The following is a 21,284-nucleotide window of genomic DNA, read 5'->3' as shown; positions in this document are numbered from 1 at the left end:
ATCAGCACAGTTGCTTGTTGATGAGTTCAAGCAATTGCGCATGGACGTTTTCCGCCTCCAGCACAATGGCACGCAAATCCGCCAGTGCATAGCGTACTTCGTCCTGATGACCGCCAGGATAACCGCTCACGTGCACCACTTGCTGCGTGGACGGCAGGATGGCCCAGCGGCCGTGGGCAAACCGGTTCCGCTTGAGGCAGATCGACTTCGCTGCCGCATGCCACGCATGGCATGCCAGCAGAAAATCGGCGCGCTCCTGATGCAATACATCGGCGAAGCGCAGGAAAAAATCCAGTTTTCTGGCAAAGTAGCAGTTCGACAATGCCGCTTCTGACTCGCCCATCGTGGCCGTGACAGACATGACCACAAGATTGAGCGTCAGATTTAATTCGATGCGGGAGAAAACAAACAACAGCTTGCCTAGGTAGCGGCTGGCAAAATCTTCCAGGTCTTCAGCGCTCAACTCCGCTTCGGGTATCGGCAACAAGACAGCTCTCCTTCCTTTCAGCAAGGCACGCCCTGCCGGTTCGACCTCTCGCGGTCATACAGCCGCTCAAAGGCGCCGACATCGCCAGCTTCTGCCCGCAAGCTTGCGATGTAGTCGAATTCCAGTTCGAACGGCTGCTCGAAATCGGCCACGTCCGTCGCACACTCGCAATTGCGGCTCAGCATGACCAGCCAGTCGGGATAATCGAGCGCCGGGTACAAGCGGGTAAAGATGGCATCGAGCGAAGACGCGCTTTCCCGCCCTGCCAGATAGGCGGCGCGCAACTCGACAATGAATTTGCCAGCGAGGAATTGCTGATCGAGCCGTTGCGTGCCCCGGTAGCGCTCGATGATCACGTCGGCCAGCGGCAGCACCTCCTCAACACCACGGGCGCTGGCCAGCAGCACGACCTCCAGGTCGTCGCCTTCCTGGTCCAGACGCAGGCGTTCCACGGCCCAATCCACGCAGCGGTCCGCCGGGGCGAAACCCATGCGCAGCTGGAAAACGGCGATTTCAAGTTCTGTCAGTTGTTCCATGATTTTCATTTTGCTGATGCCCTCCTCACTCCGCCCGCAGCATCTTCTGCAGCACCGCATCGAGCTCATAAAAATCCACGGGCTTGGTCAGGTGCAGATCGAAGCCCGCATCGGATGCCATCTGGCGATCCTTGTCCTGGCCCCAGCCCGTGACAGCCACGAGGATGGCGTCCTTGCCGCAGGGTTCACTACGCAACAGCCGTGCCACGTCGTAGCCGTTCATGTCCGGCAAGCCGATGTCGAGCAGGATGACTTGCGGCATGAAAACTTGCGCCGCAGCCATGCCGGCCGGGCCGTCGTAGGCCGTGCGCACTTCGTAGCCGAGGATGTCGAGCGCCAGCGCCAGGCTTTCAGCCGCGTCGGCGCTGTCGTCGATGACCAGCACCTTGCCCTCGCGCGTGCCGGCCAGCAAGCGACGGTTGGGCTCGGGCGGCGCTTGCAGCGGCACGGCGGGCAGCGGCAAGCGCAATATGAAGGTGCTGCCCAGCCCCACGCCATCGCTGTGCGCGCTGATCCTGCCGCCATGCAATTCGGCCAGGCCGCGCACCAGCGACAGGCCGATGCCCAGGCCGCCCTGTGCCAGCGACAGGGCCGGCTCCAGCTGCGAAAACATGTCGAATACCGTGTCCAGGTGCTCGGGCGCGATGCCGATGCCCGAATCGCGCACGGTAATGTGCACGTCGTTTTCCGTGCACGCCACTTCCAGCCCGATGATGCCGTTGGCGGGCGTGTACTTGACGGCGTTGGTCAGCAGGTTGGCGACCATCTGTCCCAGGCGCGTGGCGTCGGCGTCGAGCCAGATGGCTTGCGGCCATTGCTCCACGTGCACCGCGTGGCCCGATTGCGCGGCCAGTTCCGCCACGCTGTGCAGGGCCGCTTCCACCACGGGCGCCAGCTCCACGCTGGCGCGGCGCAGTTCCAGGCGCCCCTGCGTGATGCGCGACACTTCCATCAAATCGTCGACCAGGTGCGTCATGTGCGCCACTTGCCGGCCCAGCACGTCGCGGGCCCAGCGCAGCTGCGGATCGTCCAGCTGCGCCAGGTGCAGCACTTCCAGCACATTGCGCATGGGCGCCAGCGGATTGCGCAACTCGTGCGCCAAGGTCGCCAGGAACTCGTCCTTGCGCCGGTCGGCGGCCGCCAGCCGTTCGTTGAGTTCGCCAGCCTCCTTGCGCGCCAGCTGCAGCTGCTGTTCGTATTTGCGCCGGTCGCTGGCGACAAAGACGGCGATCTCGTCATAACGCACGCCCTCGTGCACGCGGCGCACGGCGTTGAACAGCATCGGTATGGATTGCCCCTGGCGCTGGCGCATGTCGAGCAGAATTTCCGACACGCTGCCCTGCACCTGCATCAGCGGCAGCCAGTGCGTTTGGTGGAACACGCGCCCGCCGATGGTCAGCAAATCCTGCAGTTTCTTTTTCCCGAGCAATTCCTCGGCGCCATAGCCGAGCCAGCCGCAAAAGGTGGCGTTCGCCTGCACGATGGTGCCGTCGGCCGTGCACAGCAGCAAGCCGCAGGCGGCGTGCTGGAACAAGGTACTGGTATCAGGCAAGGAAGGCATGGTGTCGCGCATTACAGGTGCAGGCCGTCGAGAAAGCGGCGGATGGCGCGGTAGCTGGCATCGGGCGCGCTCATGTGCGGGCAATGGCCGACATTATCGACCACGTGCAGGCTGCTGCGCGGCAGCATCTCGCGCAAGTACTTGCCCACGGACGGCGGCGCGATGAAGTCGTCGCTGCATTGCACGATCAGGGCTGGCGTGCTGTTGCGCGGCAAGATGGCACGGTGGTCGGACAAAAATGTGGTTTGCGCGAAATGCCGGGCGATGGCCGGGTCCGTGCGGCAAAAACTGTTCACAAGATCGTCTCCCAGCGCCGACTGCCCGGGCGCGCCCATGATGGCCGGCGCCATGCTGGCGGACCAGCCCAGGTAATTGGCGTCCATGGCATTCAGCAGGTCGTCGATATCGGCACGGCTGAAGCCGCCCCGGTAGCCGGCCGCCGCATCGTCGACATAGCACGGCGATGGCGCCAGCATGACTTGCGCGGCGAACAACTCCGGCTCGGCAATCGTGGCCAGCAAGGCGCTCATGGCGCTGACGGAATGACCGACGCAAATCACGGGACCGCCGCCAACGGCATGGATGACCTGGCGCAAATCGGCGCCATGCGCATCGAGCCGCGCATAGCGATCGAAATCATAGGCGCCCTGGTCGGAAGCGCCACTGCCGACCAGATCGAACAGCACGGTGCGGTAGTGCGGACGAAACAGCGGCTCCAGATAGCGCCACATGGTTTGATCGCAGCCAAAACCATGCATGAAGACCATGGTGGCTGCCGCGCCCGCCAGCGGTGCATCGTTGCGTTCGTTCACGCGGACATTGTTCCGATCTTCTATACGCATGCCGCTTCAACCTTGAATATTTCCATGTGGAATGTAAATTAACTTCTTGCTAGCATCTTAGCATGCGCCATTTGACTCAAGGCAACACCATTGACGCTGGACAAACGCCACGCCACGGCGGATAATGAGAACGATTCCCATTATCAAAATAACAGGCCTGTACCAGGCCCATACTTGGCTTTTCCCTGTGCGCCCCGGTGGCGCCCGCTGGCGGCAACAAGCCGGTTTTATGTTGAAGGTTTGTACCGCATGCGCGCTTTCTGGACTGTCATACACCGCTGGGCCGGCCTCACCATCGCCCTCTTCCTCATCGTCGCGGGCCTCACGGGCGCCGTCACGTCGTGGGACCACGAACTGGACGAATGGCTCAACGCCGACATCATGGAAACGCCAGGCCGCGGTGCCCTGCAGCCGCCGTTCGTGCTGGCGCAAAAAGTGGCCGCCGCCGACCCGCGCGTGGAAGTCAATTACATGACCTTGGGCCTGAAAGAAGGCCATGCGGGCGCCTTCATGGTGCGCCCGCTCACCGATCCGGCCACGAACAAGCCGTTCGTGCTCGACTACAACACCGTCTACATCGATCCCGTCACGGCGCAGATCACGGGCACGCGCGATTCGACGGCCATTTCCCTGTCGCGCCGCAGCCTGATGCCATTCTTGCGCCACTTGCACTACAGCCTGCACGTACCGGCCTTCTGGGGCACGGACCGCTGGGGCTACTGGCTGATGGGGACGGTAGCCCTCATATGGCTGCTCGACAGCATGGTGGCGTTTTATCTGACCACGCCGCGCCGTTTGCGCCCGCGTGCGCAGGACGAGGCGCCGCGCCACCGCGACGCCGCCAACTGGTGGCAGCGCTGGAAACCGTCGTGGGTGGTGCGCTGGGCGGCCGGCGGCTACAAGCTCAATTTCGATTTGCACCGCGCGGGGGGGCTGTGGGTGTGGGCCATCATCATCGTCGTCGCGTTCACGTCGTTCTCGCTGAACCTGTACCGCGAAGTGTTCTATCCCGTCATGTCGCTCGTCTCGACCACCACGCCGGGCCCGTACGAAACGCAGACGCCGGCGCCATACGGCACCTACATCAAGCCCGCGATCGGTTTCGAGCAAGCCGTGGCCATCGCCAAAAAGCAGGCCGTGCAGCGCGGCATCACCTCCCCCATCGGCGGCATTTATTACGGCGGCAATTACTCGTTCTACAACGTCTCCTTCTTCGACCCGGCCGATGAATTCGGCACGGCCGGCATGGGTTTGTCGAACCTGTACGTCGATGGCATGGACGGCAGCATCATCGGCCAGCACAAGCCATGGGAAGGTACGGCCGCCGACGTCTTCGTGCAACTGCAATTCCCCCTGCATTCGGGCCGCATCCTCGGCATGCCGGGACGCATCATGATGTCCTTCATGGGCGTGATGGTGGCCATGCTGTCCGTGACGGGCATCGTCATCTGGGAAAGAAAGCGGCGTTCGCGCCGCCTGCAGGCGAAAAAGCCCTAGCAATCCAGCTGAAGCAACCGCTCCACAAGGGCGCAGGCGGACGCATTCAGCCTGCGCCGCACACGCGCAACGCGTAACTAATAATAGCGGCCATCCCACCTCCTCACTTTGCTACACGGTAGCCGGCGCATGCCGGCTGTCCGTGCTGCGCCTTCCGTGCGACCAAATGCAGTTTACTTGCAATAGCATTGGGCGCCAGCTATTATTGCAACTCAATTGCATTTATCACTTCGCGCTGCGCCTGCGTCCAGCGCCAGCATCCCATACCGCCTTTTAGAGAGTCCTATGCGCCATCACGTATTCGCAGCCGCCATGCTGTCCACTACCCCGCTCGCTTACGCGGCGGACGACGTCACCCTGCAAACCATCAAAGTCCGCGCGGACAGGCCTTCCAGCATCGACAGCGTCGTGCTGGTCGAAAATACACAAGCGCAGAACAGGACTTTGGGCGGCATGCTCGAGCATCTCTCCGGCGTGCAAAGCAGCGCCTTCGGCCCGAATGCCGGCGCCCCCGTGATTCGCAGCCTCAGTGGCAGCCGCGTGCAAATCCTCGAGGATGGCCAGTCCATCCTCGGCATGAATGCGCTCAGCGGCGACATCAACATCCCGTTCGACCCGCTGTTCGCGCGCAGCGTGACCGTCAACAAATCGTCCGACAGCGTACGTTTCGGCGGCAATGCGATCGGCGGCAGCGTGGACGTCGATTCCGGCCTCATTTCCAGGAAGATCGAGGACAAGCCGAAGGATTTGGAATTTGTCCTGCGCAAGGGCTTCAACGATGCCGACGCGCAAGGCTTGCGCATGAATTTCAACGATGGCAAACATTTCTCGACGAATTTGCAGATGTCCTTCCAGAAGATCGGGCACTACGATATTCCTGGCAACAGCAAGGCCGGCGTGTGCAACAGCCAGCTGTTCCCATGAAACGGCGGCGTGAATACCTTCCTGGCCGACAGTTGCCAGAAAGAAGCGAGGATCCAGCAAGTCTATAACAAGGCTTCGCAACCGTTTATCGACCAGTTCATGACGGAAAATCCGGACTGGGCGGATGGCGATTTTTCCTTCTATACGAATCAGCCGACGTCCGTCTGGCAGCGCAAGACCTACGTCAATCCGGCCAACCCCGCTTACGTGCCGGGCACGTCAAAGACGGTGCAGAACAAGATCAACAAGGACGTGACACCCGATTACCACGGCACCCTGGGCAACAGCCATGCCAGCAATTCCCACTTTGCCGTCGGCAGCACCTACTTTTTCGATCGCGGTTACGTGGCCGTCAGCCTCGACACCAAGAGTAGCGACTATGGCGTGCCGGGCTTTTCCATGGAAAACAAGTCTTTCGGATCGAATTATGACGAGGGGTTACCCGTCGGCGTCGTGATCAGCCAGGATAAATATGCACTGGAAGCCACTCTGCGCGATCCCGTCGCGTATATGGAAAGCGCGCAGTTGCGCGTGTCGCGCCTGAACAATACGTCGGGAGAACGCCTCGGTGCGGCGAAGGCGAATGACTACCGCTTCGACACCAATCAAGCCGAGCTCCTGCTCGCGCACCGGCGCGCGGGGCCATTGAGCGGCGTGCTTGGCCTGAGCCATCAATCCCGCGACATCACCGGCAACGGGCCGCAGCTTTACCTTCCCGACGCAAGCACGGCCAGCAGCGCGCTGTTCGTCAAGGAAAGCCTCGACGTCGACTGGGCCACCTTCGATGCGGGTTTTCGCCATGAAAAAGTCGAGCACGACATCCACAACAGCGGCTTCAAGACGTCAAGGAATGCGAAAAACGCCAAACTCGAGGACAGGTCGTTCAGCCTGAACAGCTATAGCCTGGGGGCCTCGGCCAAGCTGGGCCAGCTGTTCGGTGCGAAGCTGCGCCATGCCTCGTCGGAAAGAGCGCCCGACGTCAATGAGTTGTATGCGAGCAACCGCCACTATTCGATCATGACCCAGGAAGAAGGCAACCAGGATTTGAAAGCCGAGCGCGCGCGGAATACCGAGTTTACCGGATTGTTCGGCCATCGCGGCTTCCAGCTGTCCGCCACCGGCTACGTCATGAAGTATGAAAACTTTCTGTATCTTGGCCACTCGGGACTGCAGACGGCGAATCGCCTGCCATTGAAATATTGGAAGCAGACCGATACGACGGTCAAGGGATTCGAGATCGACGCCTCGGAGCTCATTGAGCTTGGCGGCTACGGCAAGCTGAACATCTCCGCCTTTGCCGACCTGGTCAAGAACAAGGCGGACAATCCGGACAAGCTGCGCGCGCACAACGACGGTGCCTACCTGCCCAACATGCCCACCAACCGTTATGGCGCGAATCTGCTGTGGGAAAACAAGGGGTGGAAGGCCAGGCTTTCCAGTACTTGGTACGACAAGCAGAAGTACCTGGGCAAGAGCGTCAGCGAGGAAGTGCCGCTCGACGGCTACACCATGGTGAACTTCCAGGTGAGCCGCGCACTGCAGGTGCCGAATTCGCCGTTTGCCGGCATCGACGTGTTCATCAGCGGCACCAACCTCCTCGATGACGATGCCAGGCCGCACAACTCCCCACTGAAATACATCGCGCCCTTGCCGGGCCGTGGCTTCCAGATTGGACTGAGCGCCAGGCTCTAAGGCGCGGCGCCATCCCGCTCCCGCCTCACCAGCGCCAGCAGGCTGTCGCCCCGGTTGCCGTCGCAGCAGATGGCCACGCCATCCGTGAAGTCTGGCGCCGTCAGCCGCGTCAGGACGCTGCCGGGCGGCATTTCCAGCGCCAGCCTGGCCCCCCTTTCCCACGCCAGGCGCGCGGTAGCGGACCATTGCACGCGCTGCGCCATGTTGGCGGCCAGGCTGTCGCGGATGCGGGCCGGGTCGAACAGCGCGCGCGCCGCGCTGCTGCTCACGTAGACAAGCGATGGGCGGCGCACGACCACGCCATCGAAGGCGGCAGCCATGTCGCTCGCGGCAGCCTCCATCAACGGGCAGTGCGACGGCACGCTGACGGCCAGGCGCTTGGCCTTGCTGGCGCCATGCGCGAGGGCCAGCACCATCACGGCGTGCAAGGCGGACTCGCTGCCGGCAATGGCGACCTGGCGCGGCGCGTTCAGATTGGCGACATACACGGGGGTTGCTGCGCCATGCACTTGCGCCAGCAAGGGTTCCAGCTGCGCCAGGTCCAGGCCGATGATGGCCGCCATGCCGTAGCCGGCCGGATACGCTTGTTCCATCAGCTCGCCGCGCCGCGCCACCAGGCGCACGGCGTCGGTGAAATCGAGCGCGCCGGCGACGACGGCCGCCGCATATTCTCCGATGGAAAAGCCGGCCACCATGTCGGGCAGCGCGCCGCGTGCGGCCAGGGAACGCGCCACCGCCACGCCCGCGATCAGCAAACACAGTTGCACGGCCCGCGTCGACGCCAGCGCGGCAGCCGTGTCCAGCGCCAAAGGATCGTGGCCCAGCACTTCAGCCGCTTCGGCCAGGGCCGCCGCCACGGCCGCATCGCCAGGCAACGCATGCAGCATGCCAGGAGTCTGGGCGCCCTGGCCGGGAAAGGTAAACAAGACGCTCATGCCAGCTCCCATGGCGTGGCCGTCAGCACGGGACCGTGGTCTGTCTTCAGCAAGACCCGCTCACGCCCCGCCGCCCACTCGGCATACGCAAAGCCGCCACGGCCCGTATCGATCTGCAGGTCCAGCCGGCACGCCGTGACAGTGGCCGCGATGGCGCGCAGGGCGTCGGCCTGGGCGCCATCGGGCGGCGCGGCGATGCGCAGCACGAGATCGAGGTCGCTGTCGGCGCGCAGCACGGGCAAGCCGCTGGCCAGCGCGAAACCGACACCGCCCGTCGGCCCCCAAGGCCAGCCCGTGGCGTGAAGCAGCGGCGCTACCAGCCGCAGCGCGTCGAGCGCGGCGCAGGAAACATCCGACACTGGCGCATGCACCAGCATTTCCGGCGTGACGCGGCGCACGACGGCGGCAGCGTCCACTTCGCACGCATGCCGCTCGCTGCGCAGCATGCCGCGCAAGCCCACGGGGATGCGCCCGGGCGCCGTGCCAGCGCGCCGCACCACGAGCGGCGCCGCCTGCAGCCAGGCAGAGTCGGCCCAGGCGGGCAAGGATGCGCCGTCCGGCAAGCCGTCCAGCCACAGCAAGTCATGCGCGCGCCAAGCTTCCATTAAGCCACCACCGCCTTGACGGCAAAGAACAGCAAGGACGGTCCCAGCAGGCAGCCCAGGCCCGTATGAAACGTGGCCACCAGCGCACCATACGGCACCAGCTTGCGGTCGGTGGAGGCAAGGCCCGCCGAGACGCCGCTGACGGTGCCGGCCAGGCCGCCGAAAACCATGGCCGAACGCGGCGTTTTCAGGCGCAGGAAACGCGCTGCGGCGGGCGTGCCGACCATTACCAGGATGGCCTTGATGAGGCCCGCCGCGATGCTCAGGGCCATGACGTCGGAACTGGCGCCGATGGCCGCACCCGTGACGGGGCCGACGATGTACGTGACGGCGCCGGCGCCGATGGTCGTCATGCTGACGGCGTCCGAATAGCCAAATGCATACGCGACGCCGGCACCGACGAGAAACGGCAGCACCACGCCCAGCATCAGCGCCACGACGCCGATCAGGCCAGCCTTGCGCGCTTCCGTCGCCTGCACTTCGAAGGCGGTGGCGACGATGGCGAAGTCGCGCAGCATGGCGCCGCCCATCAGGCCGATGCCGCCGAACAGCGACAGATCGGCCAGCCCCTTGTGGCCGCCGCTATGCACGCCGCCCCAGTAAGCAAGGCCCAGACCGATCACGATGGCGATGGCCGAGCCATGCACGCGGCCGAAGGTCAGATATTTCGACAGCGCCACCGACAGCAGCATGACCAGGCCGACAAAGGCGAATGCCGTCACCAGGCCATTGTGGATGGCGGCTTTTTCAAAGAGCTCAAGCATGACGGTGCTCCTTGATCAGCATCGAGTCGGCTTCGACGGCGGCCGGGCTTTCCATGCGCGGGTTTTCCATACGATTAATCAGCGAGATCACTGCGCCGCAAACGATCACGGAACCGATGGCGGCCAGCACGGCCACCGGCCCGCCGCGCAGGGCCGCCACCACGTCTTGCTGCGCGGCCATCGCCACCACCACGGGAATATACATGGCGCCCCAGTATTCGACGCCCCGCTCCGTCATCTGCGGCAGCCAGCCGCGCCGCTGCATGTAGAGACGGGCGCAGATCAGCAGCAGCATGGCGATGCCCACGCCGCCCACGTTGGTCTTGACGCCCATCAGCTGCCCGAGCAGGTCGCCCAGGAAGATGCCGAGCAAATGGCATAACGCCAGCAGTGCGGTTCCGTAAATGATCATGATTTGTCTCCGTTATAGGAATGGAATGACTTGCTGTCTTCTCTGTTGTTTCCCCTACCACTGCTGCCCCAGCACCTCCCTGACTTTTGCCGACGCCTGGCGGTGTGGTGCACCCAGGCGGCTGGACAGGTCCGGCAGCGGGTCGGCGCGGATGTCGGCCAGGGCCGCCTGCAGGCAGGCCTCGACGGCGGCCGCGTCCTGCGCCGACGGATCGTCGGGCTGCGCCACCTGCAAGGTTTGCCACAGCAGGCCCAGGGTGGCGTAGTTGCCAATGTCGTAGGCCATCGGCGCGATGGTGGCGGCCAGCGCTTCGAGTGCTTCCACGGTGCGCAAGGTGATGCGCGCGGCCGACGCCTTGCCCATCGCATGCACCATCACTTGCGGGTCGTCGAGCGCGATCAGGCGGTTGGCCTGGTAGCCGTGCGCGAGGAAGGCGCCCGACATGGCCTTGCCGACGATCAGGCCGATCACGGGATGGCCGGCCAGGCGCGCCTCGGCGTAAGCGCCTGCCGCGCCGGCCAGCGCCTGGTGGATACCATAGGCTTCTTCACGCCGGCCATACGCCTGGCTGGCCACGTCGATGACGGCGACGATGGGGCGTTTCACGGCCAACTCGCGGTCTTCAAGCACCACCTGCTGCACGGCGCGCGCCAGCTGCCACGCCTCGACCAGGCCAACTTCACCCTTGCGGGCGCGCGTAAAACGGTTGTCCGGGTCGGGCAGCACGGCGAGGTAGCGCGCCGCTTCGCCCGCCAGCGGCGCGTCGACCACGCGCACGGAAGGCGGGTAATCAGGCAGCGGCGCGGCATGCTGCGTCAGGGCCGCGAGCCAGACGGCGCCGCGGCTCGTATCGGTGATGGCGTTCATGCTGCGGTTCCTTTGCTGTAGATGGTGCGCACGGCTTGCGGCGTGGCTTGCGGGCCGGCGTCCACTTGCGCCAGGCGGGCGAGGAAAACGTCGGCCTGGCTGCTGCGGTGCTGTGCTGGCACGCCGCGCGCGAACAATTCGGCCACGGTGGCGCACATCTGCGCCGTGTCGTCTTCGACATAGGCGTCGGCCAGGCCGCTGTGGAAGCGCTGTTCGCCGCCCGTCAGGCTCCAGATGAACGGTTTGTTGCGCGAGTCGAATTCGTCCACGCCCGCCTCCTGCTCGATCACGGCCGGGCCGTTGAGACCCAGGCGCGCCTCGCGCGTGACGACAAGGTAGCTGCACAAGCCTGCCGCGATCGACATGCCGCCGTAGCAGCCCACCGTGCCGGCCGTAATCCCGATCACGGGCTGGTAGCGGCGCAGGTCGACGATGGCCGCATGGATGTCGGCAATGGCAGCGAGGCCCAGGTTGGCTTCCTGCAGGCGCACGCCGCCCGTCTCGAACAGGATCACGGCGCGCGTCGGTATGCCGTTGCGGTTGTCGCGCGCCGCCAGTTCCAGCGCGCCGGCGATCTTCGCGCCGCCCACTTCCCCCATGCTGCCGCCCTGGTAAGCGCCCTCGATGGCCAGCACCACGGCCGGCTGGCCGTCGAACAGGCCCTTGGCCATCACCACGCCATCATCCGCCTGGGCCGTCACGCCTTGTTGCGGCAGCCACGGTGAAGCGATGCCGCAGAACGGGTCGAGCAGTTCGCGCATGCTGCCCGCATCCAGCAAGGCCTTGGCCCGGCTGCGCGCGCCCCGTTCGATGAAGCTGTCACGCTCGAGTAATTGCTGCAATGTGCTCATGCCGCCCTCCCCGCTTGCAATTCTTCGTACGCTTGTTCGATGCGCATGCGCACCACGCCCGGCGTGGCGCCGCAATCGTTGATGACGATGCGCGCCGCCGGCAGCGGCTCGCCGCCGAATACGCGCTGCAACAGCGCATCCCACACGGCGCCCTTGCCATCGACCGAGGTGTTGACGACGATGCGGGTCACGCCATCGCTGCCTGGCTGCAGCAGCACTTCCAGGTCGCCCGAGCCCACGACGCCGGCCAGCGCGCGCCCTGCCGCCGGCTGCCCGGCCGGGAATGTATAGTCACGCGTTTCCATGCGCTTCTCCTTCTGTCAATCGGTCGAGGAACAGGGTGGCCGCCAGCAGATCGGCCGCGCCGCCCGGCGAGACGCCGCGCGCCAGCGCCACCGCTTCCAGCGCCAGCAGCGCTTCGGTGCCGGCGGCAGTGGCCGCGCCGCCGGCCGCCAGCACCCGCGCAGCGCCTGCCTGCACTGCCAGCAAGGCCGATTCGCCGCCGCGCGACAGCACGCAGGTATCGTCCAGCTGGCTGACTATCGCCAGCAAGGCGTTCAGGCGCGCCGTCGTTTCGTTGTCGCCGCGCTCCCGAGAGGCATGCAGCGCACGCAGCCCAACGCCTGTCACCAGGGGAAAGCCGGCCCGGGCCTGGCCGCGCGCGCCGTCGACCTGGTACTGGCGGCATGCCAGCTCGCCCTTGTTGCCGGTGGCGCCAGGCGCACCGCGGTCGTGCAAACGGGCCAGCGCACCGGCCCGCGCCGCCACGGCTGTTGGTGCCAGCGATGCGCCGCGCGCGCCCTGCTGCGCCGCCGCCGTCACCAAGAGGCCCAGCGCCCAGATGGCGCCACGGTGCGTGTTCACGCCGCCCGTGGCTGCCAGCATCAGCGCTTCGCCATCGCGGCCGATGGCGCCGATGCGCTGGCGCAGCAAGTCGTCGTCTTCACTCTGCGCGCCGGCGTCGGCCATGGCGGCAAACACGGGCTCCAGCACGCAGGCCGAATGGCACATCAGGGCCCAGTTCAAGTCCGTGTGGGCGCCACGGCTGCGCAAGTCGACCAGGCCAGGTTTCGGCGTCAAGGTCACTTCGTCGAGCAGCGCCTGCAGCACTTGCCGTCCCAACGTGGCAGCACGTTCCCGCACCGGTGTCATCATCATTGTGCTCATTGCAATCATTACCAGCTCCTGAATTTGGCGGGTGGTTGATACAGGCCGTCCGACCATTCGACCAGGTCGGCGATGCTTTTCGCGGCCAGTAGCGAACGGCTCGCCGCGCCGCGCTGCACGCCGATATCCTCGGGCAGCGCGATCAGGCCGCCGGCGCGCAATTTGGCCGTCGTCTTCGGGTCGTGGCGCAGGCCGATCGGCGTCACGCCGGCGACGGCCGCCAGCATGGCCTTGCGTTCATCGAGCGAGCGGGCCTTGTACAGGTAGGCGATGCCCTCTTCCGTCAGCACGTGCGTGACGTCGTCGCCATAGATCATCACGGGCGCGAGCGGCATGCCGCTGGCCTGGCCCACGGCCACGGCATCGAGCGATTCGACGATCGTCGGCTGGCCGCCGTCCTGGAACGTTTCGACCATCTGCACCACCAGCTTCTTGCCGCGCGCGAGTGGGTCGTCCGTCTCAATCAGGTCCAGCCAGGCCGGCGTCGGATGGCGCCGGCCATGCGGATCGTGGCCCATGTTCGGCGCGCCGCCAAAGCCGGCCAGCCGGCCATTCGTCACGGTGGACGAGTTACCTACGCCATCCATCTGCAAGGTGGCGCCGATGAACAGGTCGACCGCGTACTGGCCCGCCAGCTGGCACAGGGCGCGGTTCGAGCGCATGGAGCCGTCGCGGCCCGTGAAGAATACGTCGGGCCGGGCCGCCGCATAACCTTCCATGCCCAGTTCCGCGCCGAAGCAGTGCACGCTCTCGACCCAGCCCGTCTCGATGGCCGGTATCAGGGTCGGATGCGGGTTCAGCACCCAGTTGCGGCAGATCTTGCCCTTCAGGCCCAACTGCTCGCCATACGTGGGCAAAATCAGCTCGATGGCGGCCGTATTGAAACCGATGCCGTGATTGAGCGACTGCACCTGGTGTTTCTCATACACGCCGCGGATCGCCATCATGGCCATCAGCACGTGCACGGGCTTGATCACGCGCGGGTCGCGGGTAAACAGCGGTTCGATGAAGAACGGTTTGTCGGATTGCACGACGAAATCGATCCACGAGCCGGGCACGTCGACGCGCGGCAAGTCGCTGACGTCGTCGACGATCTGATTGACCTGGGCGATGACGATGCCGTCGCGGAAGGCGGCCGATTCCACCAGGGTCGGCGTGTCCTCCGTGCTGGGGCCCGTGTACAGATTGCCCTGGCGGTCGGCCATGTAGCCGGCCACCATGACGACGTTGGGCGTGAGGTCGACGAACAGGCGCGCATACAATTCGATATACGTGTGGATGGCGCCGACTTCCAGCAAGCCATCCTGCAGGAACTGGGCGATGCGCAGGCTTTGCGTGCCGGCAAACGAAAAATCGAGCTTGCGGGCGATGCCCCGCTCGAACAGGTCCAGGTGTTCGGGCAGGCTGACGCTGGGCATGATCAGGTGCAGATGATTGATCTTGTCGGGATTGACCTGGGTCAGCATGCGGGCGAGGAAGTCGGCCTGCTTCTGATTATTGCCTTCGAGGACGACGCGGTCACCCGGCGCGAGCAGCGCTTCGAGCACGGCGACCATGTCGCCCTGTTGCAGCACGGGACCGCTCGCGTAGTGGCGCACGGCTTCCAGGCGGCGGCGCTTCTCGGTGCGCCGCGTGTCCCATTGTTTTTGCCGCTGCGCTGGCGCTGCTGTGGCGGTTGACATCTTGCCTCCGAATTAAGCTATCGAACCTTGACGATAGAGCGAAAACGGGGCCGCGACAATCAACCTGCTACCATGTTCATTACCCTGAAGTTAATGAACTCACGACAATCACGGTGATCATGGCCATCAATGAAGAAATCACACTGAAAAAGCTCGAAGTTTTTCTCAGCTTTATGGAATTGAACAACCTGGCAAGGGTGGCCGATGCGCTGGGTCAGAGCACGGTCAGCGTGCACCGCGCCCTGCACTCGCTGGAAGACGGCTTGCGCTGCCCCCTGTTCAAGCGCGAGGGCCGCAGCCTGATCCCCCTGCATGCGGCCTACACCTTTGCCGAATCAGCGCGGCGCGCGCTGGCCGAGTGCGAGGAAGGCGTGCGCAAGGTGCGCGAAATGTCGGGCATCAACCCCGTGCGCCTGAAGATCGGTTCGCTGTATTCCCTGACCCTGCACTGCATCCCGCAACTGGTGATCGCCCTGAAGCTGCGCCGTCCCGGTCTCGACATCGACCTGACCCTGGGCTCGAACCGCGAACTGCTGCAAAGCCTGGCCGATGGTCGACTCGATGCCATCATCGTCGGCGTACAGGAAGAAGAACAGCATGCCGGGCTGGTGGCCGTGCCCCTGTTCCAGGACGACGTCTACCTGGCCGCGCCGCTAGCCTCGCCTTATGCGGGCGCCGCCTCGGTGGACTTGCAGCAGCTGCGCAATGACAAATTCGTCACTCTCAACGAAGGTTTCGTCACCTCGCAAAGCTTCAACCACGCGTTCGACCTGGCGGGCTTCGTGCCCGACACGGCCATGCGGGTCGGCGACATCTTCTCGCTGATCAACCTCGTCAGCGGCGGCATCGGCTACAGCCTGCTGCCGGGCCGGGTCCGCGCCTTCAGCTCGCGCATCGAACTGATCCCGCTTGACGCACGCTACGGCTCGCACCAGCAAATCACCCTGCTGATGCTGAGCAGCCGCGAGCGCGACCCGAATTTGCTGGCGCTGGCGGCGGAGTGCAGGTTGTATGGGCGGCGCGAGCGCGCAACTGGCAGCTGAAATGGCGTCGCAGATGCGCCGCGAACATGCCTGTATCAGCTCAAGTTGGAAACTCTCCGCGCATATAGGTTTTCCAGAGATTGTCGATAAAGTCGATCTCGACTTTATCGTGGCATGCCTGTGCAATCAGGCCCATATCGTCCGACACATAGCCAGCAAGGTCGGAATTCTCAGTGATTTGATACACTTTCTTGAATGCGACCTCCCTGATCCCCTTCACCAGGGCGCCTTCAGGTGGACAAGATGAGGTCACTTTTTCGTAGCTGGCACACCATGCGCCATCAAACTCAACAGATTCCCTGGCGCACAATACAGCATCCCAATCAGTATCTTTCTGGAAAATAGTCTCAAGAAAAATGCTGTCATTTATTGTCGCTAAAATGTCGTTTGCGGTCGTCATCTCGGTATTTCGTATTGATCAGTGTGGATGCCATTCGGCATTTCGTGTTCCTGCGCACCTAGGCTGGTGATGACCTGGCGGGTAATGACATGGCACAATTAAATCGCACTATCCCAAGGCGCCGATAGCCGCACCGCGCAGTTGATCAACCCCACCATCGAATACGTCTGCGGGAAATTGCCCCACATCTCGCCCGTCACCGGGTGCGTATCTTCCGACAGCAAACCCAGGTGGTTGCGCGCCATCAACATCGTTTCGAAGATCTTGCGCGCTTCGTCCTTTCTTCCGATGCGGGCCAGGGCGTCGATGCGCCAGAAGGTGCAGATGTTGAAGGCGGTTTCCGGTTTGCCGAAGTCGTCGGGCGCTTCATAGCGGCGCATGTAGGGGCCGTCGCACAAGGATGCTTCGAGCGCGTCGACGGTGGCGATGAAACGGGGGTCCATGGGGTCGATGAAGTTGACTTCCGCCATCAGCAGGACGGAGGCGTCGAGGTCGCGCCCGCCCAGGCTTTCCGCGAAGGCCTGGCGCTCTTCGCTCCACGCTTCGCGCAGCAGACGTTCGCGGATCAGCACGGCGCGGCTGTTCCAGTGGTCGGCGCGGTCCGGCAAGCCCAGTGTATGGGCGACCTTGGCCAGGCGGTCGCAGGCGGCCCAGCTCATCAGCATGGACGAGGTGTGGACCCTGGCCCGTGTGCGCAGCTCCCACATGCCCGCGTCCGGTTCCGCGTGCAGTTTGAAGGCCTGGTCACCCACGGCTTCCAGTGCGGCGAACTCGGCTTTTCCGCCCCGGTGGAACAAGCGGTGGTCGAGGAAAGCCTGCGCCGCGCCCAGGACGATGTTGCCATAAACGTCGTGCTGAAAGTGTTCCTGCGCCTGGTTGCCGACGCGCACGGGGCCATTGCCCCGGTAGCCGGGCAAGTGGTCGAGCATGGATTCGGGCAACTGCTCTTCCAGGCCGATGCCGTACAGGGGCTGGATGTGGCCGCCTTTCGAGCGGGCGACGATATTCGTCAGCCAGCGCAAATATTCTTCCATCGTGCCCACTTCCGACAAACTATTGAGTGCGCGCACGACAAAGAAGGCGTCGCGCAGCCAGCAATAGCGGTAATCCCAGTTGCGGCTGCTGCCAGGCGCTTCCGGGATGCTCGTCGTCATGGCGGCGATGATGGCGCCCGTGTCTTCATATAAAGACAGTTTTAATGTGATGGCCGCGCGGATGACCACGTCCTGCCATTCCAGCGGCACGGCCAGGCGGCGCGTGTAGGTGCGCCAATAGTTGATGGTTTCCTTTTCAAAGATGCGCGCCGTCTCGTCGATGCCGCCGGCCAGGGTTTCATCGGGGCCCAGCAGGAAGTTGGCCGTGCCGCCCAGCACGAAATACGTTTCGCTCAGCACATAATTGAGCGACACATCGGTGTTCAGGCGCAAGGTCTGATCCGGCCCCACATAGCGGATGTGGTGGCTGCCCTGCGTTACCTGCGGCGCCAGCTTGCCCCAGTCGTAGCGGGGACGCAGGCGCACCCGGATGCGCACGGCGTGGTCGAGCGGGCGCACCCGGCGGATCAGCATCAGCGGGCGGAACATGCGGTCGCGGCTGAGGAAGCGGGGCGCGAAGTCCGTGATTTCCACGCCGCGTCCATCCGTGTCGTACAGCCGCGTGCGCAGCACGGCCGTGTTCGGCTCGTAGAATTGTTCGCTGCGGGCAAAATTCTCGATGTCGATGGCCCACACGCTGCCGTTTTCCGTGTCGTCCAGCAAGGTATTGAAGACGGGGTCGCCATCGAAACGGGGCAGGCACGACCAGACGACTTGCCCCGCCTGGTCGATCAGGGCGCTGAAGGCGCAATTGCCCACCACGCCGCAGTTGAGGGACGCTTGCGCCGGCGGCGCAGTGGCGGCGGACGCGTGGGCGCCGCTGGGGGTGTCATAGGATGTCGTCATCGGCTACTCCTTGAACGGGGATACGGACGCGGCCAGCAATACGGTGCGCAGCACGTCCGGGCTGGCCAGGCGCAGGCTGGCGGCGCTGGGGCCGCTGCCCACTTTCACGCCCTGCCCCCCAATTTGTTGAACATAGGCAAAGCCTGCCTCGTCGGTGGTATCGTCGCCCGCGAACACGGGCCGGCGTCCCTTGAACGGCGCCTCGGCCATGAAGGCAGCGATGGCGCCGCCCTTGTCCGTGGCGGCCGGCTTGGCTTCCAGAACCATTTTGCCATGCAACAGCAAAAGACCGGGGCACGCTTGCACGGCCAGCGTCATTTCCTGCAAGCACAGCTGCTCCAGTTCCGGCGCCAACCGGTAATGCAGGGCCACGGCGCCGCGCTTGTGTTCCACCAGCAAGCCGGGGTACATCGCCGCCAGCGCGCGGGCATGCGCCAGCACGAGCGATACGTCGGGCGTGGCCGCCACATGCCGCGTGCCATCGGCGCCGCGCCGTTCCACGCCATGCACGCCGGCCACGGGCAAGATCAGGGGCGCCAGCATGGCATCGATCTGCGCCACGGGGCGGCCGGAAACGAGGGCCAGCGCGCCGCCATGCCAGCGCGCCAGCAGCATCAGCGCATCGACCACGCCCGTTTCCAGGCGCACACCGTCGGGCGTGGGCGCCAGGTCGACCAGGGTGCCGTCGAAGTCGAAGAAGACGGCGCTGCCGGGCGTACTCAGCAGTTGCAGCAAGGCTGCGCTATCGTCGGGAATCTCCGCCATCAGATCCCCTTGCGCCGCTTGATGCGGCTGTGGGCATCGATCTTGGTCATGACCTTGTCGCGCTGGCGCAAACGGGCCGCATCGAGCAGCATGCGTCCGGCCCAGCGGTAGACATTGAAATGTTTCACACGGGCCCGCATGCTCTTCATGCGCTCGCGCTGTTCCACGGGCGGCATCACGAGCGCGCGGTACAGGGCTTCGGCGCCCTGCTCGATATGGTAGGGGTTGATGATCAGCGCTTCGTGCAGCTCGCGCGCGGCGCCCGTGAATTGCGACAGCACGAGCACGCCCAGTTCGTCGTCGCGCGCGGCGATGAATTCCTTGGCCACCAGATTCATGCCGTCATGCAAGCTCGTCACCATGCACACTTCGGAAGCGCGGAAATAGCGCTGCAAGTCGTCCTGGCCATGGTGTTCCGCTTTCAGCAGGATGGGCACGTAGTTGCCGCTGCCGAAGCGGCGGTTGATGCGCTCGACCATCTTGCGCACCCGGGCGTCAAAACTTTGATACTCATCGAGCGAAGCGCGGCTGGGAGCGGCGATTTGCACAAAAGTAAAATTGCCAACCATACCGGGCTGCTGTTCCAGCATGCGCTCGACGGCCTGAAAGCGCTCGACGATGCCTTTCGTGTAATCGAGGCGGTCCACGCCGATGCCCAGCAAGTGGTTGGGCGTCACGCCCAGTTCGCTGCGGATTTGCGCGCGGCAGGTGGCCACGTCGGGCTGGTCCGGGTTATCTTCCGGCCAGGCGATGGAAATCGGATAATCCTCGACTTGCGTCATCTCGCCGCCATAGGAAATGGTCGATGCTTCCGGCTCGATGCGCGTTTCCAGGTAGCGGTCCACCGTTTCGAGGAAATTCTTGCGGTGGAATGGCGTGTGGAAGCCGAGGATCGTGCTGCCCAGCAAACCGTCGAGGATTTCCTCGCGCCATGGGCAAATGCCGAACGATTCCGAGTTCGGCCACGGGATATGCCAGAAAGTGATAATCGTCGCCTTCGGCAAGGCTTCGCGCACCATGCGCGGCAGCAATGCAAAGTGGTAATCCTGCACCAGCACGACGGGGTTGTCCGTCTTCGCTTCCGCGATCACGGCGTCGGCAAAGCGGCGGTTGACCTTCACATACTGTTCCCAGTCGGACGAGCGGAACACGGGGCGCACATGGGCGATATGGCACAGCGGCCACATGCCTTCATTGGCGAAGCCATAATAATAGCCCTGCTCTTCCTCTTGCGTCAGCCACACGCGGCGCAAGGTATAGCTGGGATTGTCGGGCGGCACGGGCACGTGGTCGAGTTTATCCACCGTCTCGCGGTCGGCGGAACCGGCGCCATGCGCGATCCACGTGCCGGAACAGGCGCGCATCACGGCTTCCACGGCCGTCACCAGGCCGCTGGCGGGACGCTGCACCGCAACACCGGTCTCTGTTTTGGTGTGGATATACGGCTCGCGGTTCGATACCACGAGCACCTGGTCGCCGGACAAGTCCGCTTCCAGCAAGGCGCGCAGCTTGTCCGGCGTCCAGTCGGACGACCAGCCGTTATCTCCCTGGCGTTCCAGATGGTATTCCTGCAGCAATTCACGCAAGTCGCCGATCAGCGGCTGCATTTCCGGCGGCGGCGCGGGCGCGGCGGCCGGTGCGGCGGCGGCAACGGCGGGATTATTCTTCGACAGCAATTCGCCGCGCAAAATGTCCTTAACGGCCGCCAGCCAGCCGCGCCAGCTCAGGTGGGCCACGAACACGGTCATCAGGGAAATCAGCACGGCCAGCACAGCCAGGAAGGCAAAGATAAAACGTTTGGTATCGGTATTGCGGCGCTCGACAAAGCTCATGTCCTGCACCAGCACCAGACGTCCCAGCTGGGACGCATCCTGCATCACGGGCGTTTCGCTGATGTGGACTTGCCCTTGCGGCAATTGCGCCAGGGATTTGTACAAGCCGCCCGTGGAAGGCGTGCTCCAGCAGCCGATCGAAGCGGGGTATTGCGCGGACTGGTACAGCAAATGGCCCGCATTGTCGCAAAAGCCGATGGCGATCAGGCGCTCATCGCGTGTGGCGCCCTGGAACAGTTCGCTGATGCGCGTGGCGTCTTGCGCGGGCAGGTATTCGGTGAGCGAAGGCCGGAGGGTTCCGGCGAGTAATTCTGCCCGGCTGTCGAGATCACGCACATACCAGCGCAGGGTGATGTTGTCGAGCAGGGGTACCACAATATAGGCAAACAGTCCCAGCACCAGGGCCAGTGGCAGGATGAAGCGCAAGGACATTCGGAGTGATCGTACTATCATCGTTTTCCTTTGCAAAAACAAAAAGCATG

Annotated in this window: 21 protein-coding genes; 4 read left to right on the top strand and 17 right to left on the bottom strand. The window is 64.2% G+C overall.

Features of this window, described 5'->3' with window-relative positions:
* Nucleotide 1: 1 nt before the first annotated feature.
* From AC4BCN_RS14530 to AC4BCN_RS14515, 4 genes are read right to left on the bottom strand one after another with little or no spacing between them, the layout of a single operon-like run.
* Nucleotides 2–487 (bottom strand): hypothetical protein, encoded by a 486-nt coding sequence (locus AC4BCN_RS14530; RefSeq protein WP_338678568.1) that lies wholly within the window; start codon nucleotides 485–487, stop codon nucleotides 2–4.
* A 17-nt stretch (nucleotides 488–504) separates the two neighbouring features.
* Nucleotides 505–1,023 carry a hypothetical protein gene (locus AC4BCN_RS14525; protein ID WP_490491021.1) on the bottom strand — a complete coding sequence of 173 codons (519 nt, stop codon included), beginning with the start codon at nucleotides 1,021–1,023 and terminating at the stop codon, nucleotides 505–507.
* 25 nt (nucleotides 1,024–1,048) lie between these two features.
* Nucleotides 1,049–2,584 carry a hybrid sensor histidine kinase/response regulator gene (locus AC4BCN_RS14520; RefSeq protein ID WP_490491020.1) on the bottom strand — a complete coding sequence of 512 codons (1,536 nt, stop codon included), beginning with the start codon at nucleotides 2,582–2,584 and terminating at the stop codon, nucleotides 1,049–1,051.
* Between the two features lie 11 nt (nucleotides 2,585–2,595).
* A complete protein-coding gene (locus AC4BCN_RS14515; protein WP_490491019.1) occupies nucleotides 2,596–3,426 on the bottom strand; it encodes an alpha/beta fold hydrolase in 831 nt (276 codons plus the stop codon).
* A gap of 249 nt (nucleotides 3,427–3,675) precedes the next feature.
* Between AC4BCN_RS14515 and AC4BCN_RS14510 the strand changes: the two genes are divergently transcribed.
* From AC4BCN_RS14510 to AC4BCN_RS14500, 3 genes are all read left to right on the top strand, one after another.
* A complete protein-coding gene (locus tag AC4BCN_RS14510) occupies nucleotides 3,676–4,923 on the top strand; it encodes a PepSY-associated TM helix domain-containing protein (protein ID WP_490491018.1) in 1,248 nt (415 codons plus the stop codon).
* A gap of 312 nt (nucleotides 4,924–5,235) precedes the next feature.
* On the top strand, nucleotides 5,236–5,847 hold the full coding sequence (locus AC4BCN_RS14505) for a TonB-dependent receptor plug domain-containing protein (protein WP_490491017.1): 612 nt from the start codon (nucleotides 5,236–5,238) through the stop codon (nucleotides 5,845–5,847).
* Nucleotides 5,848–5,856: 9 nt separating this feature from the next.
* The gene (locus AC4BCN_RS14500) at nucleotides 5,857–7,539 is read left to right on the top strand and encodes a TonB-dependent receptor domain-containing protein (protein ID WP_490491016.1); all 1,683 of its coding nucleotides are present in this window, start codon (nucleotides 5,857–5,859) and stop codon (nucleotides 7,537–7,539) included.
* Here the strand turns inward: AC4BCN_RS14500 and mdcH are convergent.
* From mdcH to mdcA, 9 genes are read right to left on the bottom strand one after another with little or no spacing between them, the layout of a single operon-like run.
* Entirely contained in the window at nucleotides 7,536–8,474 is a 939-nt protein-coding gene (gene mdcH, locus AC4BCN_RS14495; protein ID WP_490491015.1) for a malonate decarboxylase subunit epsilon, read from the bottom strand. The genes AC4BCN_RS14500 and mdcH overlap by 4 nt on opposite strands.
* Nucleotides 8,471–9,079 (bottom strand): malonate decarboxylase holo-ACP synthase, encoded by a 609-nt coding sequence (locus AC4BCN_RS14490; protein WP_490491014.1) that lies wholly within the window; start codon nucleotides 9,077–9,079, stop codon nucleotides 8,471–8,473. Before AC4BCN_RS14490 ends, mdcH begins: the two co-directional genes overlap by 4 nt.
* Complete coding sequence (gene madM / locus AC4BCN_RS14485) at nucleotides 9,079–9,843, bottom strand: malonate transporter subunit MadM (RefSeq protein WP_490491013.1); 765 nt, start codon at nucleotides 9,841–9,843, stop codon at nucleotides 9,079–9,081. Before madM ends, AC4BCN_RS14490 begins: the two co-directional genes overlap by 1 nt.
* On the bottom strand, nucleotides 9,836–10,255 hold the full coding sequence (gene madL, locus AC4BCN_RS14480) for a malonate transporter subunit MadL (protein ID WP_490491012.1): 420 nt from the start codon (nucleotides 10,253–10,255) through the stop codon (nucleotides 9,836–9,838). The genes madM and madL overlap by 8 nt, the downstream gene beginning before the upstream one ends.
* 54 nt (nucleotides 10,256–10,309) lie before the next feature.
* Nucleotides 10,310–11,122, bottom strand: a complete 813-nt coding sequence (mdcE, locus tag AC4BCN_RS14475; RefSeq protein ID WP_490491011.1) for a biotin-independent malonate decarboxylase subunit gamma — start codon at nucleotides 11,120–11,122, stop codon at nucleotides 10,310–10,312.
* Entirely contained in the window at nucleotides 11,119–11,973 is an 855-nt protein-coding gene (locus AC4BCN_RS14470; RefSeq protein ID WP_490491010.1) for a biotin-independent malonate decarboxylase subunit beta, read from the bottom strand. The genes mdcE and AC4BCN_RS14470 overlap by 4 nt, the downstream gene beginning before the upstream one ends.
* On the bottom strand, nucleotides 11,970–12,278 hold the full coding sequence (locus AC4BCN_RS14465) for a malonate decarboxylase subunit delta (protein WP_034751150.1): 309 nt from the start codon (nucleotides 12,276–12,278) through the stop codon (nucleotides 11,970–11,972). The genes AC4BCN_RS14470 and AC4BCN_RS14465 overlap by 4 nt, the downstream gene beginning before the upstream one ends.
* Nucleotides 12,265–13,131, bottom strand: a complete 867-nt coding sequence (locus AC4BCN_RS14460) for a triphosphoribosyl-dephospho-CoA synthase (RefSeq protein ID WP_490491009.1) — start codon at nucleotides 13,129–13,131, stop codon at nucleotides 12,265–12,267. Before AC4BCN_RS14460 ends, AC4BCN_RS14465 begins: the two co-directional genes overlap by 14 nt.
* A gap of 17 nt (nucleotides 13,132–13,148) precedes the next feature.
* Nucleotides 13,149–14,822: a malonate decarboxylase subunit alpha gene (gene mdcA, locus AC4BCN_RS14455; protein WP_490491008.1), complete on the bottom strand. Its 1,674-nt coding sequence runs from the start codon at nucleotides 14,820–14,822 to the stop codon at nucleotides 13,149–13,151.
* A gap of 119 nt (nucleotides 14,823–14,941) precedes the next feature.
* Here mdcA and AC4BCN_RS14450 point away from each other — a divergent pair, with 119 nt between their 5' ends.
* Entirely contained in the window at nucleotides 14,942–15,865 is a 924-nt protein-coding gene (locus tag AC4BCN_RS14450; RefSeq protein ID WP_490491007.1) for a LysR family transcriptional regulator, read from the top strand.
* A gap of 40 nt (nucleotides 15,866–15,905) precedes the next feature.
* Here the strand turns inward: AC4BCN_RS14450 and AC4BCN_RS14445 are convergent, their stop codons facing one another.
* The 4 genes from AC4BCN_RS14445 to AC4BCN_RS14430 form a co-directional block, all read right to left on the bottom strand.
* On the bottom strand, nucleotides 15,906–16,265 hold the full coding sequence (locus AC4BCN_RS14445) for a hypothetical protein (protein ID WP_034751161.1): 360 nt from the start codon (nucleotides 16,263–16,265) through the stop codon (nucleotides 15,906–15,908).
* Nucleotides 16,266–16,363: 98 nt separating this feature from the next.
* Nucleotides 16,364–18,205 (bottom strand): glycoside hydrolase family 15 protein, encoded by a 1,842-nt coding sequence (locus AC4BCN_RS14440; protein WP_139091833.1) that lies wholly within the window; start codon nucleotides 18,203–18,205, stop codon nucleotides 16,364–16,366.
* A gap of 3 nt (nucleotides 18,206–18,208) precedes the next feature.
* Complete coding sequence (gene otsB / locus AC4BCN_RS14435) at nucleotides 18,209–18,970, bottom strand: trehalose-phosphatase (RefSeq protein ID WP_139091834.1); 762 nt, start codon at nucleotides 18,968–18,970, stop codon at nucleotides 18,209–18,211.
* Nucleotides 18,970–21,234, bottom strand: a complete 2,265-nt coding sequence (locus AC4BCN_RS14430) for an alpha,alpha-trehalose-phosphate synthase (UDP-forming) (RefSeq protein WP_128139417.1) — start codon at nucleotides 21,232–21,234, stop codon at nucleotides 18,970–18,972. The genes otsB and AC4BCN_RS14430 overlap by 1 nt, the downstream gene beginning before the upstream one ends.
* Between the last annotated feature and the right edge of the window lie 50 nt (nucleotides 21,235–21,284).

It is taken from the genome of Janthinobacterium sp. Bl 1, from assembly GCF_058215535.1.
This window is presented reverse-complemented; position numbering and strand designations above follow the sequence as displayed.